The following is a 15,012-nucleotide window of genomic DNA, read 5'->3' as shown; positions in this document are numbered from 1 at the left end:
CCCGGGCCGGACCGTTGCTCTTGGTAAGATCACTACGACACCCAGCCCCCTGATGGAGGACTACAGATAATGGCACTTGGCGGTAATCCGGTATTCAACGGGAAGACCTTCCGTTCCGCGACCCGGGGCGGCACCCAGGCGGCAGGAGCCGGCACCACGATGTACGCCGGCCAGACCATGGCGGACCAGCAGCAGCTGGAGCACATGTACAAGCAGCCGTCCGCCGGGCCCGCGCAGACCGGTCGCATGACCTTCGACGACGTGATCGTGAAGACGCTGCTCTGCCTCGGCGTCGTCCTGGTGGGCGCCGCCATCCCCGCCTTCGTCCTCCGCGACCTCGCCCTGCCCCTCATGGTCGTGGGTGCACTCGGCGGCTTCGTGCTCGGCCTCGTCAACGCCTTCCGGCGCGAGCCGTCGCCGGCGCTGATCCTCGCCTACGCCTTCCTCGAGGGCCTGTTCGTCGGTGGCCTCACCATGTTCTTCGAGGCCATGTGGCCGGGCATCGCCGTCCAGGCGGTCGTCGGCACCTTCATCGTCTTCGGCGTCACGCTGGCGCTCTTCAAGAGCGGCAAGGTGCGTGCGACGCCGAAGGCCATGAAGTTCTTCATGATCGCCCTCATCAGCTACGCCCTGTTCTCGCTGGTGAACCTGGGCATGATGGTCTTCGGCGCAACGGACAGCATGTTCGGGATGCGGAGTGAGATGATCCCCGGCACGAACATTCCCTTCGGCGTCGTTATCGGTCTCTTCGCCATCGGCCTCGCGGCCTTCTCGCTGATCATCGACTTCACCTCGATCAGCGAGGGCGTCCGCGCCGGCGCCCCCCAGAAGTACTCGTGGACGGCGGCCTTCGGCCTGACCGTCACCCTGATCTGGCTGTACGTCGAGATCCTGCGCCTCCTCGCGATCCTCCGCGGCAGCGACTAGCAGCGACCGGCGCCGGCCGATCGGTCGGAAGAGCGAGAAGGACCCGCACCCCTCGGGGGTGCGGGTCCTTCGTCGTTCCAGGGCTGCTGGGCCGGGTCGTCAGGCCACGCGCCCCGCCCCGGCTCCGGGGAGGACACCGAAGATCGCCGGCTCCGGGTAGCCGGCGGACGAGAAGGCGGCCTCGACGGCCGCGCGGATGGCAGGGACGTCGTCGACGCGGGCCAGGGCGATCGCCGCGCCGCCGAAGCCGCCGCCGGTCATCCGGGCGCCGAGCGCCCCGGCGTCCAGGGCGGCGTCCACCGCGGTGTCGAGTTCGGGGCAGGAGATCTCGAAGTCGTCGCGCATCGAGGCGTGGCTGGCCACGAGGACGGGGCCGAGGTCGGCGGGGCCCTTCCGGGACAGGATGTCCACGGCGTCCTCGACCCGTGCGTTCTCGGTGACGATGTGGCGCACCCGCCGGAACGTCTCCTCGTCCAGGACGCCCGCCGCCTCGGCGAGGTCCTCGACGGAGAGGTCACGCAGCGCGGGGACCCCCATGAGTTCGGCGCCGAGTTCACAGGACCGGCGGCGGGCCGCATAGCCCCCGGATGAGTGGGAATGGCTGACACGGGTGTCGATGACCATCAGCTCGAGCCCCGCGCCCTCGAGGTCCAGCGGCACCAGCCGGGACTCCCCGGACCGGCAGTCGAGGAAGACGGCGTGCCCCACCTCCCCGAACAGCGACGCGGACTGGTCCATGACGCCGGTCGGCGCGCCGACCATGCGGTTCTCGGCGAGCTGCCCGATGGTGGCCAACTCGCGACGCGAGATCCCCGCCTCCGAGAGGTCGTTGGCCGCGACGCCGACGGCGCACTCGAGCGCGGCGGAGGAGGAGAGCCCCGCGCCGACGGGGACCGACGAATCCACGAGGATGTCCATGCCGGGGCACCGGTAGCCGGAGTGCTCCATGGCCCACAGGACGCCGAGCGGATAGGCCGCCCAGCCCGTGACGCTACCCTCCTCGAGGGTGTCGAGGTCCACGGTCACCGGGTCGTCGTCCGGGGCGAAGGTCGAGGCCACGCGCACCATCCGGTTCGGACGTACCGCGACGGCCACCGTCGTCGAGTGCGTGATGGCGAAGGGGAGGACGAAGCCGTCGTTGTAGTCGGTGTGCTCACCGATGACGTTCACGCGCCCGGGGGCGGCCCAGAGGCCGTCCGGTTCGGACCCGAAGCGGTCGGCGAAGGCGGCCGCGAGATCGTGGGGGGTGGTGTTCATGCCTGGTCCTTCCGGGCGGTGGCGGGAGTGGCGGCGCGGAGGGCCTCCGCCACCTTCTCCGGGGTGGTGTCGTTGATGAAGGCGCCCATGGCCGCTTCGGAGCCCGCCAGGAACTTCAGCTTGTCGGCGGCACGGCGGGGGGAGGTGAGCTGCAGGTGGAGGTAGCTCGCCGGCCGGAGAGCGGCGTCGACGGGTGCCTGCTGCCAGGCCGCGATGTACGGGGTGGGCGTGGGGTAGAGGGCGTCGAGCCGGCCGAGGAGCTCGAGGTAGACCGTCGTGAGCTCGTCCCGCTCCTCGCCCGTGAGGCCGGCGAGGTCCGCGACCTGCCGGTGGGGGACCAGGTGGACCTCGAGGGGCCAGCGGGCGGCGAAGGGCACGAAGGCGCTGAAGTGCTCGCCCTCGATGACCATGCGCTCCCCGGAATGCCGTTCGGCGGCGAGGGCGTGCCCCATGAGGGTCTGCCGCCCGTCGGAGGCCTCGAAGAAATCGGCGGCCTTCGCGGCGAGCGTCGCGGCGCGGGGCGGGATGAACGGGTAGGCGTAGATCTGCCCGTGCGGGTGCAGGAGCGTCACGCCGATGTCCGCTCCGCGGTTCTCGAAGCAGAAGACCTGCTTGATCCCGGGCATCGCGGACAGCGCCTCGGTGCGGTGGGCCCAGGCATCGATCACGGTCCGGGCGCGCTCGGGCTGCAGGGACCCGAAGGAGCCCTCGTGGGCGGAGTCGAACGCGACGACCTCGCACCGGCCGAACGCCGTCGTCGTCGTCCCCCACACGGGGCCGGCCGGGAGGTCGCCGAGATCGGGGCCGAAGGAGGAGAAGCGGTTCTCGAACACGACGACCTCGTAGTCGGCGGCGGGGATCTCCGAGAGGTTCTCCGCCGTCGTCGGGCACAGCGGGCACTGGTCCGCGGGGGGCAGGTGGGTGCGGGACTGGCGGTGGGCGGCGACGGCGATCCACTCGCCGGTCAGGGCGTCGTACCGGGCGGTGCCGGCCGGTCCGCGTGCGGGCAGCCCACGGGCGTCGTGCGCGGCGGCCGCGTCGCGGTGCCGTGCGGCGCCGGCCTCGTGCGCGTCGAAGTAGATCAGTTCGCGTCCGTCGGACAGGCGGGTGGGGGTGACGAGGGTCATGGGCGCTCTTCCGGGTGGGGGTCGGGGACGGGGTCGCAGAGGATGCGGGTACGGGCGGCGTAGTCGGCGCCGGGGTGCCGGTCGGTGACGAGGTCGGCCGCGGCCTCGAGCGCGGCGACGCGGGCGAGGCTCACGACGCCGATCTTGGTCGCGTCCGCAAGCACCACGAGCCGGCCGCAGGTGCGCGCGAACGCCTGGTTGGTGTCCGCCTCGGCGAGGTTGGGGGTGGTGATGCCCGCGGCGGCGTCCACGCCGTGGGCACCCATGAAGCAGACGTCCGCCCGGAGGGAGCCGATGGTGCCGGTTGCGAGCGGGCCCACGAGGGCCTTCGACGGGGTGAGTTCCCCACCGGAGAGCAGCACCCGGGGCGCGCTCCCGGAGGGCGCCCCGGCGCCGAGCCGGAACAGTTCGTCCGCGAGGGGCAGTGAGTTGGTGATCACCGTCAGCCCCCGGACCCGGGACAGGAGCGGGGCGAGGGCGAAGGTGGTGGTGCCGCCCGTGACGGAGACCGTCATGCCGGGGGCCAGGAGGGACACCGCCGTGGCCGCGATCTGCTGCTTCGCCTCGCCGGCCCGCGTCCGGTTGGCGTCGAAGCCCGCCTCGACGGAGCTGAGGCTGCCCGGGCGCACGGCTCCACCGTGGACCCGGACCAGCGCCCCGCGGGCCTCCAGGGTGTCGATGTCCCGGCGGACCGTCATCTCCGACACGCCGAGCGCGACCGCCAGCCCGCTCACCCGCACCGCCGGCTGACCGGAGAGTCGCTCGAGGATCGCCGCATGGCGCTCTGCTGCGAGCATGGCCCTCCTGTCGGGATGAAGACTGAATCGAACGGGTCCGCACTGAAACGAACAAAACCTATCATAGCGGGGCGGAGTCCTCGGGGCAGGGATCGTTCGCGCGCGGGTAGCATCGCTGCATGGCGACTCCACGACCGGCAAGCGGCATCAATCACACCCTGCGGGCAGGCGCGGCGACGGTCGTCGTCGCGACCCTCGCGGCGGCCCTGCGCTCCTACGAGTACGACGGCGTCGCACTCACCGAGACCTGGGGCGACGGCGACATCCCTGCCGGGGGCGGTGGGATCCTCCTCGCTCCGTGGCCGAACCGCGTGGCCGGCGGCCGCTGGTCGCTGCACGGCACCGAACAGCGCCTCGACATCACGGAGCCGGCCAGGGGCAACGCCATCCACGGGCTCCTCCGCAACACCGGCTACCGGGCGGTCGACGTCGGCGCCGCGCACGCCGTCCTCGAGGCCGAGATCTTCCCCCAGCACGGCTATCCCTTCCACCTCCTCCACCGCGCCACCTACGAACTCACGGAGGAGCAGCTCACGGTCACGCAGGAGCTGACGAACCTCTCCCCGGACGCCGCGCCCTTCGCACTCGGCGCCCACCCCTACCTCAGGATCTCGGACGTACCCACGGAGGAGCTGACGCTGACCGTGCTGGCGGACGAGATGATCGAGACCGACGACCGCTCGATCCCCACCGGCACGGTGGCCGTCACCGGGCAGCACGACCTGCGGACCGGCCGACGGGTCGGCGAGCTCCGGTTCGACACCGCCTTCGCGTCCCTCGCCACCGTCGGCGGGCGTCACGAGCACGTCCTCACCGCGCCGGACGGCCGCAGCGTCACCCTCTGGGCCGACGCCGCCTTCGCGTACGCCCACGTGTACGTGAGCACCGTCTACCCCGGAGCGGACAAGGCCGTGGCCATCGAACCGATGACCGCCCCGGCCGACGCGTTCAACTCGGGGGAGGGCCTGCGGTGGCTCGACCCGGGGGCGTCGTTCTCGGCCCGATGGGGCATCCTGCCGGCTCTCGGGTAGCGGGCACGCCGGGGTTCTGTGGAAAGATTGGCGCATGCAGCGTCTCCGCGGAGCGAAACCCCAGCGTGCCCTGCAGCGCGCCGTGAGCCGCGGTGCCGTGATCCTCCCCGAACCGTCGCAGCGCCGGGGCGCGGCCGTCCCTCTCCGGGCGGATGACCGGTCCGATGTCCCCTATGCCCTGCGCATCGCCGCGTCCTGGGCCTGGCGGCTGGGACTCGTCGTCGTCGTCGGCGGCGTGCTGATCTACCTGCTCACCTACATCTCGGTGCTGATCATCCCGCTCATGGTCGCGGGCCTGCTCGCCGCCCTGCTCACGCCGCTGAAGATCGCCCTGCATCGCCGGCGCGTCCCGAACGGCCTGGCCGTCGCCATCACGCTCGTCGGATTCTTCGGCGTCATCACGGGCGCCCTCGTGCTCGTCGGTCAGCAGCTGGTGGTCGGCATGGCGAGCCTGTGGGGGGAGGCCGTCGCCGGGGTGCAGCAGCTGCTGGGGTGGCTGGCGCAGGGGCCCCTGCAGCTCAGCGCGACGCAGATCGACCAGTACCTGCAGGACCTCGTCGGAGCCATCCAGAACAACAGCGCCTCCATCCTCAGCGGCGCCCTCTCCTTCGGGTCCACCGCCGGGCACGTCGCGGCGGGCATCTTCCTCACGGTGTTCGCCCTGATCTTCTTCCTGCTCGACGGCCCCCGGATCTGGCGGTTCGTCGTCGGACTCATGCCGCTCCGCGCGCGGGCCGCCGTCGACGGCGCCGGGCGCACGGGATGGCTGTCCATGGCGCGGTACGTGCGCGTCCAGATCCTCGTCGCTGCCGTGGACGCCATCGGCATCGGGGCGGGAGCCGCCATCATCGGGGTGCCCCTGGCCCTGCCGCTCGGCGTCCTCGTGTTCCTCGGCTCCTTCATCCCCGTCGTCGGCGCACTGGCCACCGGCTCCGTCGCCGTCCTCCTCGCGCTCGTCGCCAACGGGTGGGTCAACGCCCTGATCATGCTCGCGATCGTCCTCCTCGTGCAGCAGATCGAGGGACACATCCTCCAGCCGCTCGTCATGGGACCGGCCGTCGCCCTCCACCCGCTCGCGGTGGTCCTCGCCGTCGCCGGCGGCACGATCGTCGCCGGGATCCCCGGCGCCCTGTTCTCCGTCCCGATCCTGGCGGTCCTCAACGCGTCCGTGCGCTACATCTCGCGCCGGGCCTGGGAGGACGACGACGCCGTGCTCCGGCAGGGCTGGCCCCAGGGGGGAGGGGGCGGCATTAGCGGGCCGGTCGCGGGGGAGCACGAGTCTCCGTCGTCACCGGCCAGCACCCCGGACCAGCCCGCCGCGCCAGCCCCCCAGGAAGAGACCACCCCGTGACCGAGCAGACCGCACCAAGCACCGGCTTCGCCCCGACAAGCACCGCCTTCGCCGCCGACCCCGCCACCGACCTCGCCGTGACCCTCGCCGACGTCGAGGCGGCGCACCGGACCCTCGCCGGGGTCATCGCCCGCACACCCATCGAGCAGTCCCGGGCCCTCGGACGGCTCACCGGCTCCACCGTGTCCTTCAAGTGCGAGAACCTGCAGCGTGCCGGCTCCTTCAAGGTGCGCGGGGCCTACAACCGCATGGCGAAGCTGACCGACGCCGAACGCGCCCGGGGCGTCGTCGCCGCCTCCGCCGGGAACCACGCGCAGGGCGTGGCCGTGGCGGCCGCCCGGCTGGGTATCGCGGCCCGCATCTACATGCCCCTCGGCGTCGCCCTCCCGAAGCTCGCCGCCACGCGCGGCCACGGCGCGGAGGTGGTACTGCACGGCCACAACGTCGACGAGGCGCTCGCCGAGGCCCGGAGGTACGCCGACGAGACGGGGGCGGTGTTCGTGCACCCCTTCGACGACGTCGACGTCGTGGCCGGCCAGGGCACCCTCGGCCTCGAGATCCTCGAACAGGTGCCCGACGTCGACACCATCCTCATCGGCGTCGGCGGCGGCGGTCTTCTCGCCGGGGTGTCGGTCGCCGTGAAGGCGCGCGCGAAGGAGCTCGGACGGGACATCCGGATCATCGGCGTGCAGGCGGAGAACGCGGCCGCCTACCCGCCGTCCCTCGCGGCGGACGCCCTCGTGCCCCTGACCAAGGTCTCGACCATGGCGGACGGCATCGCCGTCGGCCGGCCGGGCCAGCTGCCCTTCTCGATCATCCGGGAACTCGTGGACGACGTCGTGACGGTGAGCGAGGACTCCCTCGCGCGGGCGCTCATCTTCCTGCTGGAACGCTCGAAGATGGTCGTCGAACCGGCGGGCGCCGTCGGTGTGGCGGCCCTGCTCGACGGCAAGCTGACGGAGGACGGCGCGGACCCGGGCAACACCGTGGTGGTGCTCTCCGGCGGCAACATCGATCCGATGCTCATGCTGAAGGTCATCCAGCGCGGCCTCGCCGCGGCGGGACGCTACCTGGTGGTGCGCATGCTCCTCGACGACCGCCCGGGCTCGCTCGCGACGATCTCCCGGATCATCGCGGAATCGGACGCCAACGTGACCGGCGTCGACCACACCCGGGTGGGCGGGTCCATCAGCATGGGCGACGTCGCGATCACCATCAACATGGAGACGAAGGGCGACGAGCACTGCGAGCAGGTCCTCAGCAACCTCCGCGCCGAAGGCTTCCAACCCATGGTCGTGCAGGGATGAGGACCGGGGACGTGCCGCCCCTCGCCCGGCGGGCGCAGGCCGGACTGATCACGGTCGTCGGTCTCGTCGCCGCGATGTGGGCGGTCTTCCTGGTCAACGCCGCACTCGGGGACCTGCTCGTGCGGACCCTCGGGATCGCCCCCCGCGACGTGGACGGGCTCGACGGCGTGGTCTTCGCGCCCCTCCTGCACGGCGGCGTCCAGCACCTGGCCAGCAACACGCTGCCCCTGCTGGTCCTCGGCTTCCTGGCCTTCCTGGAGGGTGCGCGCCGGTTCGTCGCGGCGATCGGCATCTGCTGGCTCGCCTCCGGGTTCGGCACGTGGATCTTCGGGGGCGGGCTCACGATCGGGGCGTCGGGCGTGGTGTTCGGCCTCTTCACCTATCTGATCACCCGCGGCTTCTACAACCGGGACTGGAAGCAGATCCTGCTCGCCGTCGTCCTCTTCGCCGCGTACGGGTCCATCCTGTGGGGCGTCCTGCCCACGGTCGGCTCGAACATCTCCTGGCAGGCGCACCTCTTCGGGGCCCTCGGGGGCGTCCTCGCCGCGTTCCTGCTCAAACGGAAGCGGCCCGCCCCCGGGAGGGCGGACCGCTTCGGGATCGGCGCGTAGCCGACCCCCGGAGCTGACGGATCAGCCCACGTACGGGGTGGCCGAGATGATCTCGACGGTGATCTCCTTGCCGTTCGGCGCCACGTAGGTGACCGTGTCGCCGGCCTTGGTCCCCTGGATGGCGGCGCCCAGGGGCGACTTCTCGCTGTAGACGTCGATGTCCGTGTCGCCGGCCACCTCACGGCTGCCCAGCAGGAAGTTCTCGACGTCGCCGGCGATCTTCGCGGACACCATCATGCCCGGCTCGACGACGCCGTCGTCCGCCGGGGACTCGCCGACGTGCGCGTTGTCCAGCAGGTGCGTGAGCTGGCGGATACGGGCCTCGGCCTTGCCCTGCTCCTCCTTCGCGGCGTGGTAGCCGCCGTTCTCCTTGAGGTCGCCCTCGGAGCGGGCCTGCTCGATCCGGGCGACGATCTCGGTGCGACCGGGACCGGACAGGTGATCCAGTTCGCTCTTGAGCCGGTCGTAGGACTCCTGCGTGAGCCAGGCGGTGGGAGCGCTGTTCGTGGACACGGGATAACTCCTTCGGTACGGCCGCCGCCGGGAGGGCGGGGCTCATGGTCGCTCGACGGGCCGGCGGTGCGGCCGTGTGTCACCGGCAAGCAAACACCCCGCCTCGTGGGACCGGGTTGCCGGTGCGCCGGTGAAGCGGGGCGATACGTATCCTCCCATGCTAGAGGGGGGACGGCCAGAACCCAAGCAGCCCGGGTCAGTCCTCCACGATCCAGCAGGCATTGACGCCGCCGGACACCCCGGGCGAGTCCAGGCGCACATCCGTCCGGTGCGCGGTGGTCCCGCCATCGTTGGCGCCCTCCTCGGCGCTGTTCGGGCCGATGGTCACGACCCTCCAGCCGACCACCGCATAGTTCTCGCTGAGCACCTGCACGGCACACTGCGCGGTCGACGAGCGGTCCTTCGTCACCTCGAAGTCGACGCTCGCCAGTTCGTCCGAGGCGAGGGAGAAGCCGACGTCCTTCGAGGACACCGGGGGACTGCCGGTGGTCAGGGCCACGGCCGCGATCGCTGCCACCGCGGCGAGGACCAGAGCCAGGACGAGCATCCGGACACGGCCCATCGGCTTCTTCGGCTTGGGGGTGCCGTAGCGATTGGCTACTCTGGGTGTTGGCGTTCCGGCGGAGCTCACGTTCCCATTTTACCGTCCGTCGACGGACGGCCCCCTCCGGCCGCTCCCACAGGTCCGTCCCCCGAATCCCGCAGTCCCCGAGAAGCCAGGAGCGCGTGTTGCCAGCCCAGGATCAGCCCGGCGAGTCCCGCGAGGGTCTGCGCCTCCTCGCCGTCCACGCCCACCCGGACGACGAGTCCAGCAAGGGCGCCGCCACGATGGCCGGCTATGTGGCGGCAGGAGCGGAGGTCATGGTCGCGACCTGCACCGGGGGGGAGCGCGGCGACATCCTGAACGCGGCCATGAACGACGACCCGCACGGCAAGCGCGACCTCCCCGGACTCCGCCGGCTCGAGATGGCCCGCGCCGCCGCGGAGCTCGGCGTCCGGCACCGGTGGCTCGGCTTCGAGGATTCGGGGCTGCCCGAGGGCGACCCCCTGCCCGATCTGCCGGTCGGGTGCTTCGCCCTGCAGCCGCTCGAGCGGGCCGCCGCGCCCCTCGTGCAGCTCGTGCGCGAGTTCCGCCCCCACGTGATCATCAGCTACGACGAGAACGGCGGCTACCCGCACCCCGACCACATCATGGCCCACCGCATCGCCGTGGAGGCGTTCGAGGCCGCGGCCGATGCGGACCGCTACCCCGGGACGGGCGAGGCCTGGAGCGCGTCGAAGCTCTACTACGACCGCGCGTTCAACCCGGAGCGCCTCCGCGCCCTGCACTTCGCCCTCGAGGAGGCCGGCCTGCAGTCACCGTTCGCCGAGCGCATCGCGCAGTGGCTCGAGTCGGACGCCGAGGGGCACCAGCCGCCTGCCCCCACCCACCCGACCACCACGCAGATCCATTGCGCGGACTTCTTCGGGCACCGGGAGCGGGCGCTCCTCGCGCACCGCACCCAGGTGGATCCCGAGGGCTTCTTCTTCGCGGTCTCGATCGAGATGCAGCAGAGGGTGTGGCCGTGGGAGGACTACTCGCTCATCACCTCGAGGGTGGAGTCCGCACTGCCCGAGGACGACCTCTTCGCGGGCATCACCGCCGACGCCTAGGGTTCCGCCGGGTCCGTGGGTCAGTTCTATCCCGCGTAGAATTGCACGGGGCGGTCACCGTGACCCGCCGCGAGCTTCGAAAGTGGTGCCTGCGTGATCCTTGACCTCGGACTGGCCGTAACGACGATGACGCCGTCGGGCGATCCGACCCTGAAACCCGGGCTGGACCCCGCCTCGGTGACACCCGGGACCCTCGGGTTCCTGGCGACCCTCTTCGTCGTCGTCCTGGTCATCCTCCTCATCCGCGACATGACCAAGCGCATCCGCCGGGTCCGATACACCGCGGAGGTGGATCAGGCGCGCGCCCTGCGCGAGGACGACGGCGCTGCTCCGGGGCCCGACGGCGCTCCGGACGCCGGGGGAGAGGCCGGTCGCCAGGCGCCGGGCGCGGACGGCACCGGTCGGCCCATGCCCGGCGGGAAGCACGGCCCGGACAACCGCTAGGTGTACTGCCGCTAGGTCCGGACGGGGTCCAGGACCGCCAGCATGATCGCGATGAAGTGTGCCGCGAAGGCCGCGACGGTGAACGCGTGGAAGAGCTCGTGGAAGCCGAACACGCGCAGCGAGAAGTTGGGCCGCTTGATCCCGTAGAACACGGCGCCCGCGATGTAGAGCACGCCGCCGACGACGATGAGGACGGCGGCGGCGACGTCCGCCCGGAAGAAGTCGGGCAGGTAGAACACCGAGGCGCAGCCCAGCGCCACGTAGATCGGGACGTACAGCCAGCGCGGGGCATCCACCCAGAGGTTGCGGAACAGCACACCGGCGATGGCGCCGCCCCAGATGATCCACAGCAGCGTCCTGGCCTTGCCCGGTTCGAGGAGCGCCCAGGCCAGCGGCGTGTAGGACCCGGCGATGACCAGCATGATGTTGGTGTGGTCGAGGCGTTTCAGCACCACCCTCACCCGGGGGCTCCAGTTACCGCGGTGATAGACGGCACTCACGCCGAAGAGCAGCACGCCGGTGAACGCGTAGATGGCGGAGGCGATCCTGAGCGCCGGCGTCGGCGCCAGTGCCACGAGCACGACTCCCGCCGCGACCGCCAGGGGCGTCGCCACGGCGTGGATCCAGCCCCGCCAGAGCGGCTTGGTGGCCAGGGCGTCGGCGAGGGGGCCGGCCAGCGAACCGACCGTGTCCTCGAACGCCGCGGCGGGTCCGCCGCCGGTGTCCGAAGGGCGGCGGTGAGGGGCCTGTTCGCGCGGAATCATAGCCCGGATTCTAGCCCACGACGCCGACACCGACGGACGGCGCCTGTGCGGCATCCGCAACCCCTGGACGGCGTGCAAGCGGCCCGTGGCCGGGCAACTGCCGGTACGGTAGGAAGAGGTATGCGGAGCGCCGGGCGCTCCGCCGCGACAGAGCTCCGGAACCTCCGGAGCACGGACTCAGGAGGTGTGGCCGGGCGTGACGTGGACGTTCCCCGAAGTCGGCTACAGCTTCTACGAGCGCAGGCTGCAGCGCCATCTCGTGCCCGAGCGCATCCCGCACCACATCGGTGTGATGGTGGACGGCAACCGCCGGTGGGCGAAGCTCGCCGGCGCTCCGACGAGCCACGGCCACCAGGCCGGCGCGGACAAGATCCACGAATTCCTCGGCTGGTGCGAGGAGCTCGGCGTGGACGTGGTCACCCTCTACATGCTTTCCACCGACAACATGGGCCGGCCCCAGGAGGAGATCGACCAGCTCCTCGACATCATCGCGAACACCCTGGACCGGCTGGGCGAGAGCAACCGGGTGCGGGTGCAGCCCGTCGGTGCCCTCGACCTGCTGCCGGAGGACCTCAGCGGCAAGCTCGTGGACCTCGCCGCCTCCACGGAGACGATCGACGGCATCCACGTCAACGTGGCGGTCGGGTACGGGGGACGCCGTGAGATCGTCGACGCCGTCAAGGAGCTCATGCGGGACGCCGCGGCCCGGGGGGAGACCCTGGAGACGCTCGCCGAGGAGCTGACGGACCAGCACATCTCCTCGCGCCTGTACACGCGCGGCCAGCAGGATCCCGACCTCGTCATCCGCACCTCCGGCGAGCAGCGGCTCTCCGGCTTCCTCATGTGGCAGAGCGCGTACAGCGAGTTCTACTTCTGCGAGGCCCTGTGGCCCGATTTCCGTCGGGTGGACTTCCTGCGGGCCCTGCGCGACTTCGGCCGACGCCAGCGCCGCTTCGGATCCTGACGGTTCACCGTCCGTCCACGTCACCGTCCGTTCACGCACGACACGGCTGCCCCTGCGCCGCCGGCCGGACGGGAGGCGTAGGGTCGAGCCATCGGCGGGGGTCCGGATCCGTACCTGCGCCACCCTACGACGGCGGGGTGCAGCCACCCCGGAGCGGAGTTCCTGTGGTCACGACCGGCATCCCATCGCCCGATGCACCGCCCCGCCGCTGCTACGTCGTCGACACGTCGGTCCTGTTGTCGGACCCCCGCGCCGTCCTGAGGTTCGAGGAACACCAGGTGGTCCTGCCCGTCGTCGTGATCTCCGAGCTCGAGGGCAAGCGGAACGACCCCGAGCTCGGGTACTTCGCGCGGAAGGCGCTCGGGCTGCTGGACGACCTGCGGGTGGCCCACGGGGGCCTCGACCGCGACATCCCCCTCGGGGACGAGGGCGGTTCGCTGCGCGTCGAACTGAACCATGTGTCCCCGGACGTGCTCCCGGTCGGGTTCAGGAGCGGCGACAACGACGCGCGGATCCTCGCGGTCGCGAAGAGCCTCGCCGTCGAGGGGCGGGACGTCACGGTGGTGTCGAAGGACCTGCCGCTGCGCCTCAAGGCCTCCGCGATGGGGCTCCAGGCCGAGGAGTACCGCAACGAGTTCGTCCGGGACTCCGGCTGGACCGGTGTCGCGGAGCTCGACGCCACCGCGGAGGAGGTCGACGCCCTGTACCAGCAGGAGACCGTGTTCGTGGCGGGCGCCGCCGAGCAGCCGGTCAACACCGGCGTCATCCTGGTCTCGCCTCGGGGCTCCGCGCTGGGGCGCGTCGGAGCGGACAAGCACGTCCGCCGGGTACGCGGGGACCGCGACGTCTTCGGACTGCACGGCCGCTCCGCGGAGCAGCGCCTGGCCATCGACCTCCTGCTGGATCCCGAGGTGGGGATCGTCTCGCTCGGCGGGCGCGCCGGCACCGGGAAGTCCGCCCTCGCCCTGTGCGCGGGCCTCGAGGCGGTCCTCGAACGCCGGGAGCACCGCAAGGTGGTGGTCTTCCGGCCGCTCTACGCGGTGGGCGGCCAGGACCTCGGCTACCTGCCCGGCGGCGAGACCGACAAGATGAATCCGTGGGCGCAGGCGGTCTTCGACACCCTCGGCGCCCTCGTGTCGCAGGAGGTCCTCGACGAGGTCCTGGACCGCGGGATGCTGGAGGTCCTGCCGCTCACCCACATCCGCGGCCGGAGCCTGCACGACTCCTTCGTCATCGTCGACGAGGCGCAGTCCCTCGAGAAGAACGTGCTCCTGACGGTCATGAGCCGCATCGGGCAGCAGTCCAGGATCGTCCTCACGCACGACGTCGCCCAGCGGGACAACCTGCGCGTGGGCCGGCACGACGGCATCGCGGCGGTCATCGAGATCCTCAAGGGCCACCCGCTCTTCGGACACGTGACCCTCACGCGGTCCGAGCGGTCGCCGATCGCGGCCCTCGTGACCGACCTGCTGGAAGGGACCGAGCTCTAGGTCACTCCACGATCCACGGCACGTGCCGGCTCACGTCGCTGAGGTCCGGCGGGGCCGCCCGGAAGTAGTCGTCGGTCAGGTACTCGTCCACACCGAGGATCTGCAGATCGTGGCCCGCGCCCCGCGAGGGGCCGTCGAGCGCCGTCGTCGACACGCACACCGCCGTGCCGACGTCGATGAGCACGCGCGTCCGTCCCTCGCCGATGAGCGGATGGCCGGGCGCGGTCGCGGTGTACCCGGCGTTGGGGGTGAGCGTCGCCGCGAGCACCGGGCGGCCGGCGAACACCTCCTCGGCGAGATCCTCGATCTCCACCCGTTCGGCTCCCGGGAAGACCATCGCGACGGGCGCGTTCCCGGCCAGCTCCACCGGGTCCAGCATCGAGGACCAGCGCGGATCACCGAAGACCGCCTCGCCGTAGGCCGCCTCGGGCCGGCGGCGCACGTACCCGGCGTCGTCGTACACGGGGGTCACCAGCCGCGGTGCGAGGAGCCAGGACTTCCGGGTGGCACTCACGTACATCGTGTCGCGGGAGGTCTCGTTGCCGGTGGTGGAGTGGAGGAGCGTGCCGTCCGCGGCCTCCACGCGCAGCGCCGCCGGCCTGCGCAGCCAGGCGGTGAGCGGCGGCGCCGTGTCGCTGCCCGACTCCTCCGGTGCGCGCCAGGTGATGGTGAAGCGGAGGGTCTCCCAGCGCCAGGGGGAGGAGCGGCAGAGCGAGCGGAACGTCTCCTCGGGACTGGAACTGTGCTGGGCGGACATGCGCACAGTGTAGCCGCCG

The 15,012-nt window shown here is 71.6% G+C and carries 16 protein-coding genes; 9 read left to right on the top strand and 7 right to left on the bottom strand.

Features of this window, described 5'->3' with window-relative positions:
* Positions 1-69: 69 nt before the first annotated feature.
* On the top strand, positions 70-927 hold the full coding sequence (locus tag C4K88_RS08180; RefSeq protein WP_104121135.1) for a Bax inhibitor-1/YccA family protein: 858 nt from the start codon (positions 70-72) through the stop codon (positions 925-927).
* 99 nt (positions 928-1,026) lie between these two features.
* Here the strand turns inward: C4K88_RS08180 and galK are convergent, their stop codons facing one another.
* The 3 genes from galK to C4K88_RS08165 are packed head-to-tail and all read right to left on the bottom strand — an operon-like array spanning position 1,027 to position 4,108.
* Positions 1,027-2,184, bottom strand: coding sequence for a galactokinase (galK, locus tag C4K88_RS08175; protein ID WP_104121134.1), 1,158 nt, complete (start codon positions 2,182-2,184; stop codon positions 1,027-1,029).
* Positions 2,181-3,311: a galactose-1-phosphate uridylyltransferase gene (galT, locus tag C4K88_RS08170; protein WP_104121133.1), complete on the bottom strand. Its 1,131-nt coding sequence runs from the start codon at positions 3,309-3,311 to the stop codon at positions 2,181-2,183. The genes galK and galT overlap by 4 nt, the downstream gene beginning before the upstream one ends.
* On the bottom strand, positions 3,308-4,108 hold the full coding sequence (locus C4K88_RS08165) for a DeoR/GlpR family DNA-binding transcription regulator (RefSeq protein ID WP_104121132.1): 801 nt from the start codon (positions 4,106-4,108) through the stop codon (positions 3,308-3,310). Before C4K88_RS08165 ends, galT begins: the two co-directional genes overlap by 4 nt.
* 119 nt (positions 4,109-4,227) lie before the next feature.
* On the opposite strand from C4K88_RS08165, the gene C4K88_RS08160 reads away from it, so the two are divergent.
* From C4K88_RS08160 to C4K88_RS08145, 4 genes are all read left to right on the top strand, one after another.
* The gene (locus tag C4K88_RS08160; RefSeq protein WP_104121131.1) at positions 4,228-5,139 is read left to right on the top strand and encodes an aldose 1-epimerase family protein; all 912 of its coding nucleotides are present in this window, start codon (positions 4,228-4,230) and stop codon (positions 5,137-5,139) included.
* A gap of 34 nt (positions 5,140-5,173) precedes the next feature.
* On the top strand, positions 5,174-6,490 hold the full coding sequence (locus C4K88_RS08155) for an AI-2E family transporter (protein ID WP_104121130.1): 1,317 nt from the start codon (positions 5,174-5,176) through the stop codon (positions 6,488-6,490).
* Positions 6,491-6,567: 77 nt separating this feature from the next.
* The gene (gene ilvA / locus C4K88_RS08150) at positions 6,568-7,797 is read left to right on the top strand and encodes a threonine ammonia-lyase (RefSeq protein ID WP_104121301.1); all 1,230 of its coding nucleotides are present in this window, start codon (positions 6,568-6,570) and stop codon (positions 7,795-7,797) included.
* 11 nt (positions 7,798-7,808) lie between these two features.
* Positions 7,809-8,408, top strand: a complete 600-nt coding sequence (locus C4K88_RS08145) for a rhomboid family intramembrane serine protease (protein ID WP_241521779.1) — start codon at positions 7,809-7,811, stop codon at positions 8,406-8,408.
* A gap of 21 nt (positions 8,409-8,429) precedes the next feature.
* Here the strand turns inward: C4K88_RS08145 and greA are convergent, their stop codons facing one another.
* Entirely contained in the window at positions 8,430-8,921 is a 492-nt protein-coding gene (greA, locus tag C4K88_RS08140) for a transcription elongation factor GreA (RefSeq protein ID WP_104121128.1), read from the bottom strand.
* A 196-nt stretch (positions 8,922-9,117) separates the two neighbouring features.
* Complete coding sequence (locus tag C4K88_RS08135) at positions 9,118-9,552, bottom strand: DUF4307 domain-containing protein (RefSeq protein ID WP_241521778.1); 435 nt, start codon at positions 9,550-9,552, stop codon at positions 9,118-9,120.
* 98 nt (positions 9,553-9,650) lie between these two features.
* Here C4K88_RS08135 and mca point away from each other — a divergent pair, with 98 nt between their 5' ends.
* Both mca and C4K88_RS08125 read left to right on the top strand, forming a co-directional pair.
* Positions 9,651-10,574 (top strand): mycothiol conjugate amidase Mca, encoded by a 924-nt coding sequence (gene mca / locus C4K88_RS08130; RefSeq protein WP_104121127.1) that lies wholly within the window; start codon positions 9,651-9,653, stop codon positions 10,572-10,574.
* Between the two features lie 93 nt (positions 10,575-10,667).
* Positions 10,668-11,018 carry a hypothetical protein gene (locus C4K88_RS08125; RefSeq protein ID WP_104121126.1) on the top strand — a complete coding sequence of 117 codons (351 nt, stop codon included), beginning with the start codon at positions 10,668-10,670 and terminating at the stop codon, positions 11,016-11,018.
* Positions 11,019-11,029: 11 nt separating this feature from the next.
* On the opposite strand, the gene trhA is transcribed toward C4K88_RS08125, so the two are convergent.
* A complete protein-coding gene (gene trhA, locus C4K88_RS08120; protein WP_104121125.1) occupies positions 11,030-11,782 on the bottom strand; it encodes a PAQR family membrane homeostasis protein TrhA in 753 nt (250 codons plus the stop codon).
* 196 nt (positions 11,783-11,978) lie between these two features.
* On the opposite strand from trhA, the gene C4K88_RS08115 reads away from it, so the two are divergent.
* Positions 11,979-12,746, top strand: a complete 768-nt coding sequence (locus C4K88_RS08115) for an isoprenyl transferase (protein ID WP_104121124.1) — start codon at positions 11,979-11,981, stop codon at positions 12,744-12,746.
* Positions 12,747-12,910: 164 nt separating this feature from the next.
* Complete coding sequence (gene phoH2, locus C4K88_RS08110) at positions 12,911-14,236, top strand: RNA 5'-3' helicase PhoH2 (RefSeq protein ID WP_241521777.1); 1,326 nt, start codon at positions 12,911-12,913, stop codon at positions 14,234-14,236.
* 1 nt (position 14,237) lies between these two features.
* Here the strand turns inward: phoH2 and C4K88_RS08105 are convergent, their stop codons facing one another.
* Entirely contained in the window at positions 14,238-14,993 is a 756-nt protein-coding gene (locus C4K88_RS08105; RefSeq protein WP_104121122.1) for a hypothetical protein, read from the bottom strand.
* Positions 14,994-15,012 lie beyond the last annotated feature (19 nt).

This window comes from Arthrobacter pityocampae, from assembly GCF_002927275.1.
GTDB classification, from domain to species: domain Bacteria; phylum Actinomycetota; class Actinomycetes; order Actinomycetales; family Micrococcaceae; genus Arthrobacter_D; species Arthrobacter_D pityocampae.
Note: the sequence above shows the minus strand (reverse complement) of the source record. Positions and strands in the feature narration are given on the sequence as shown.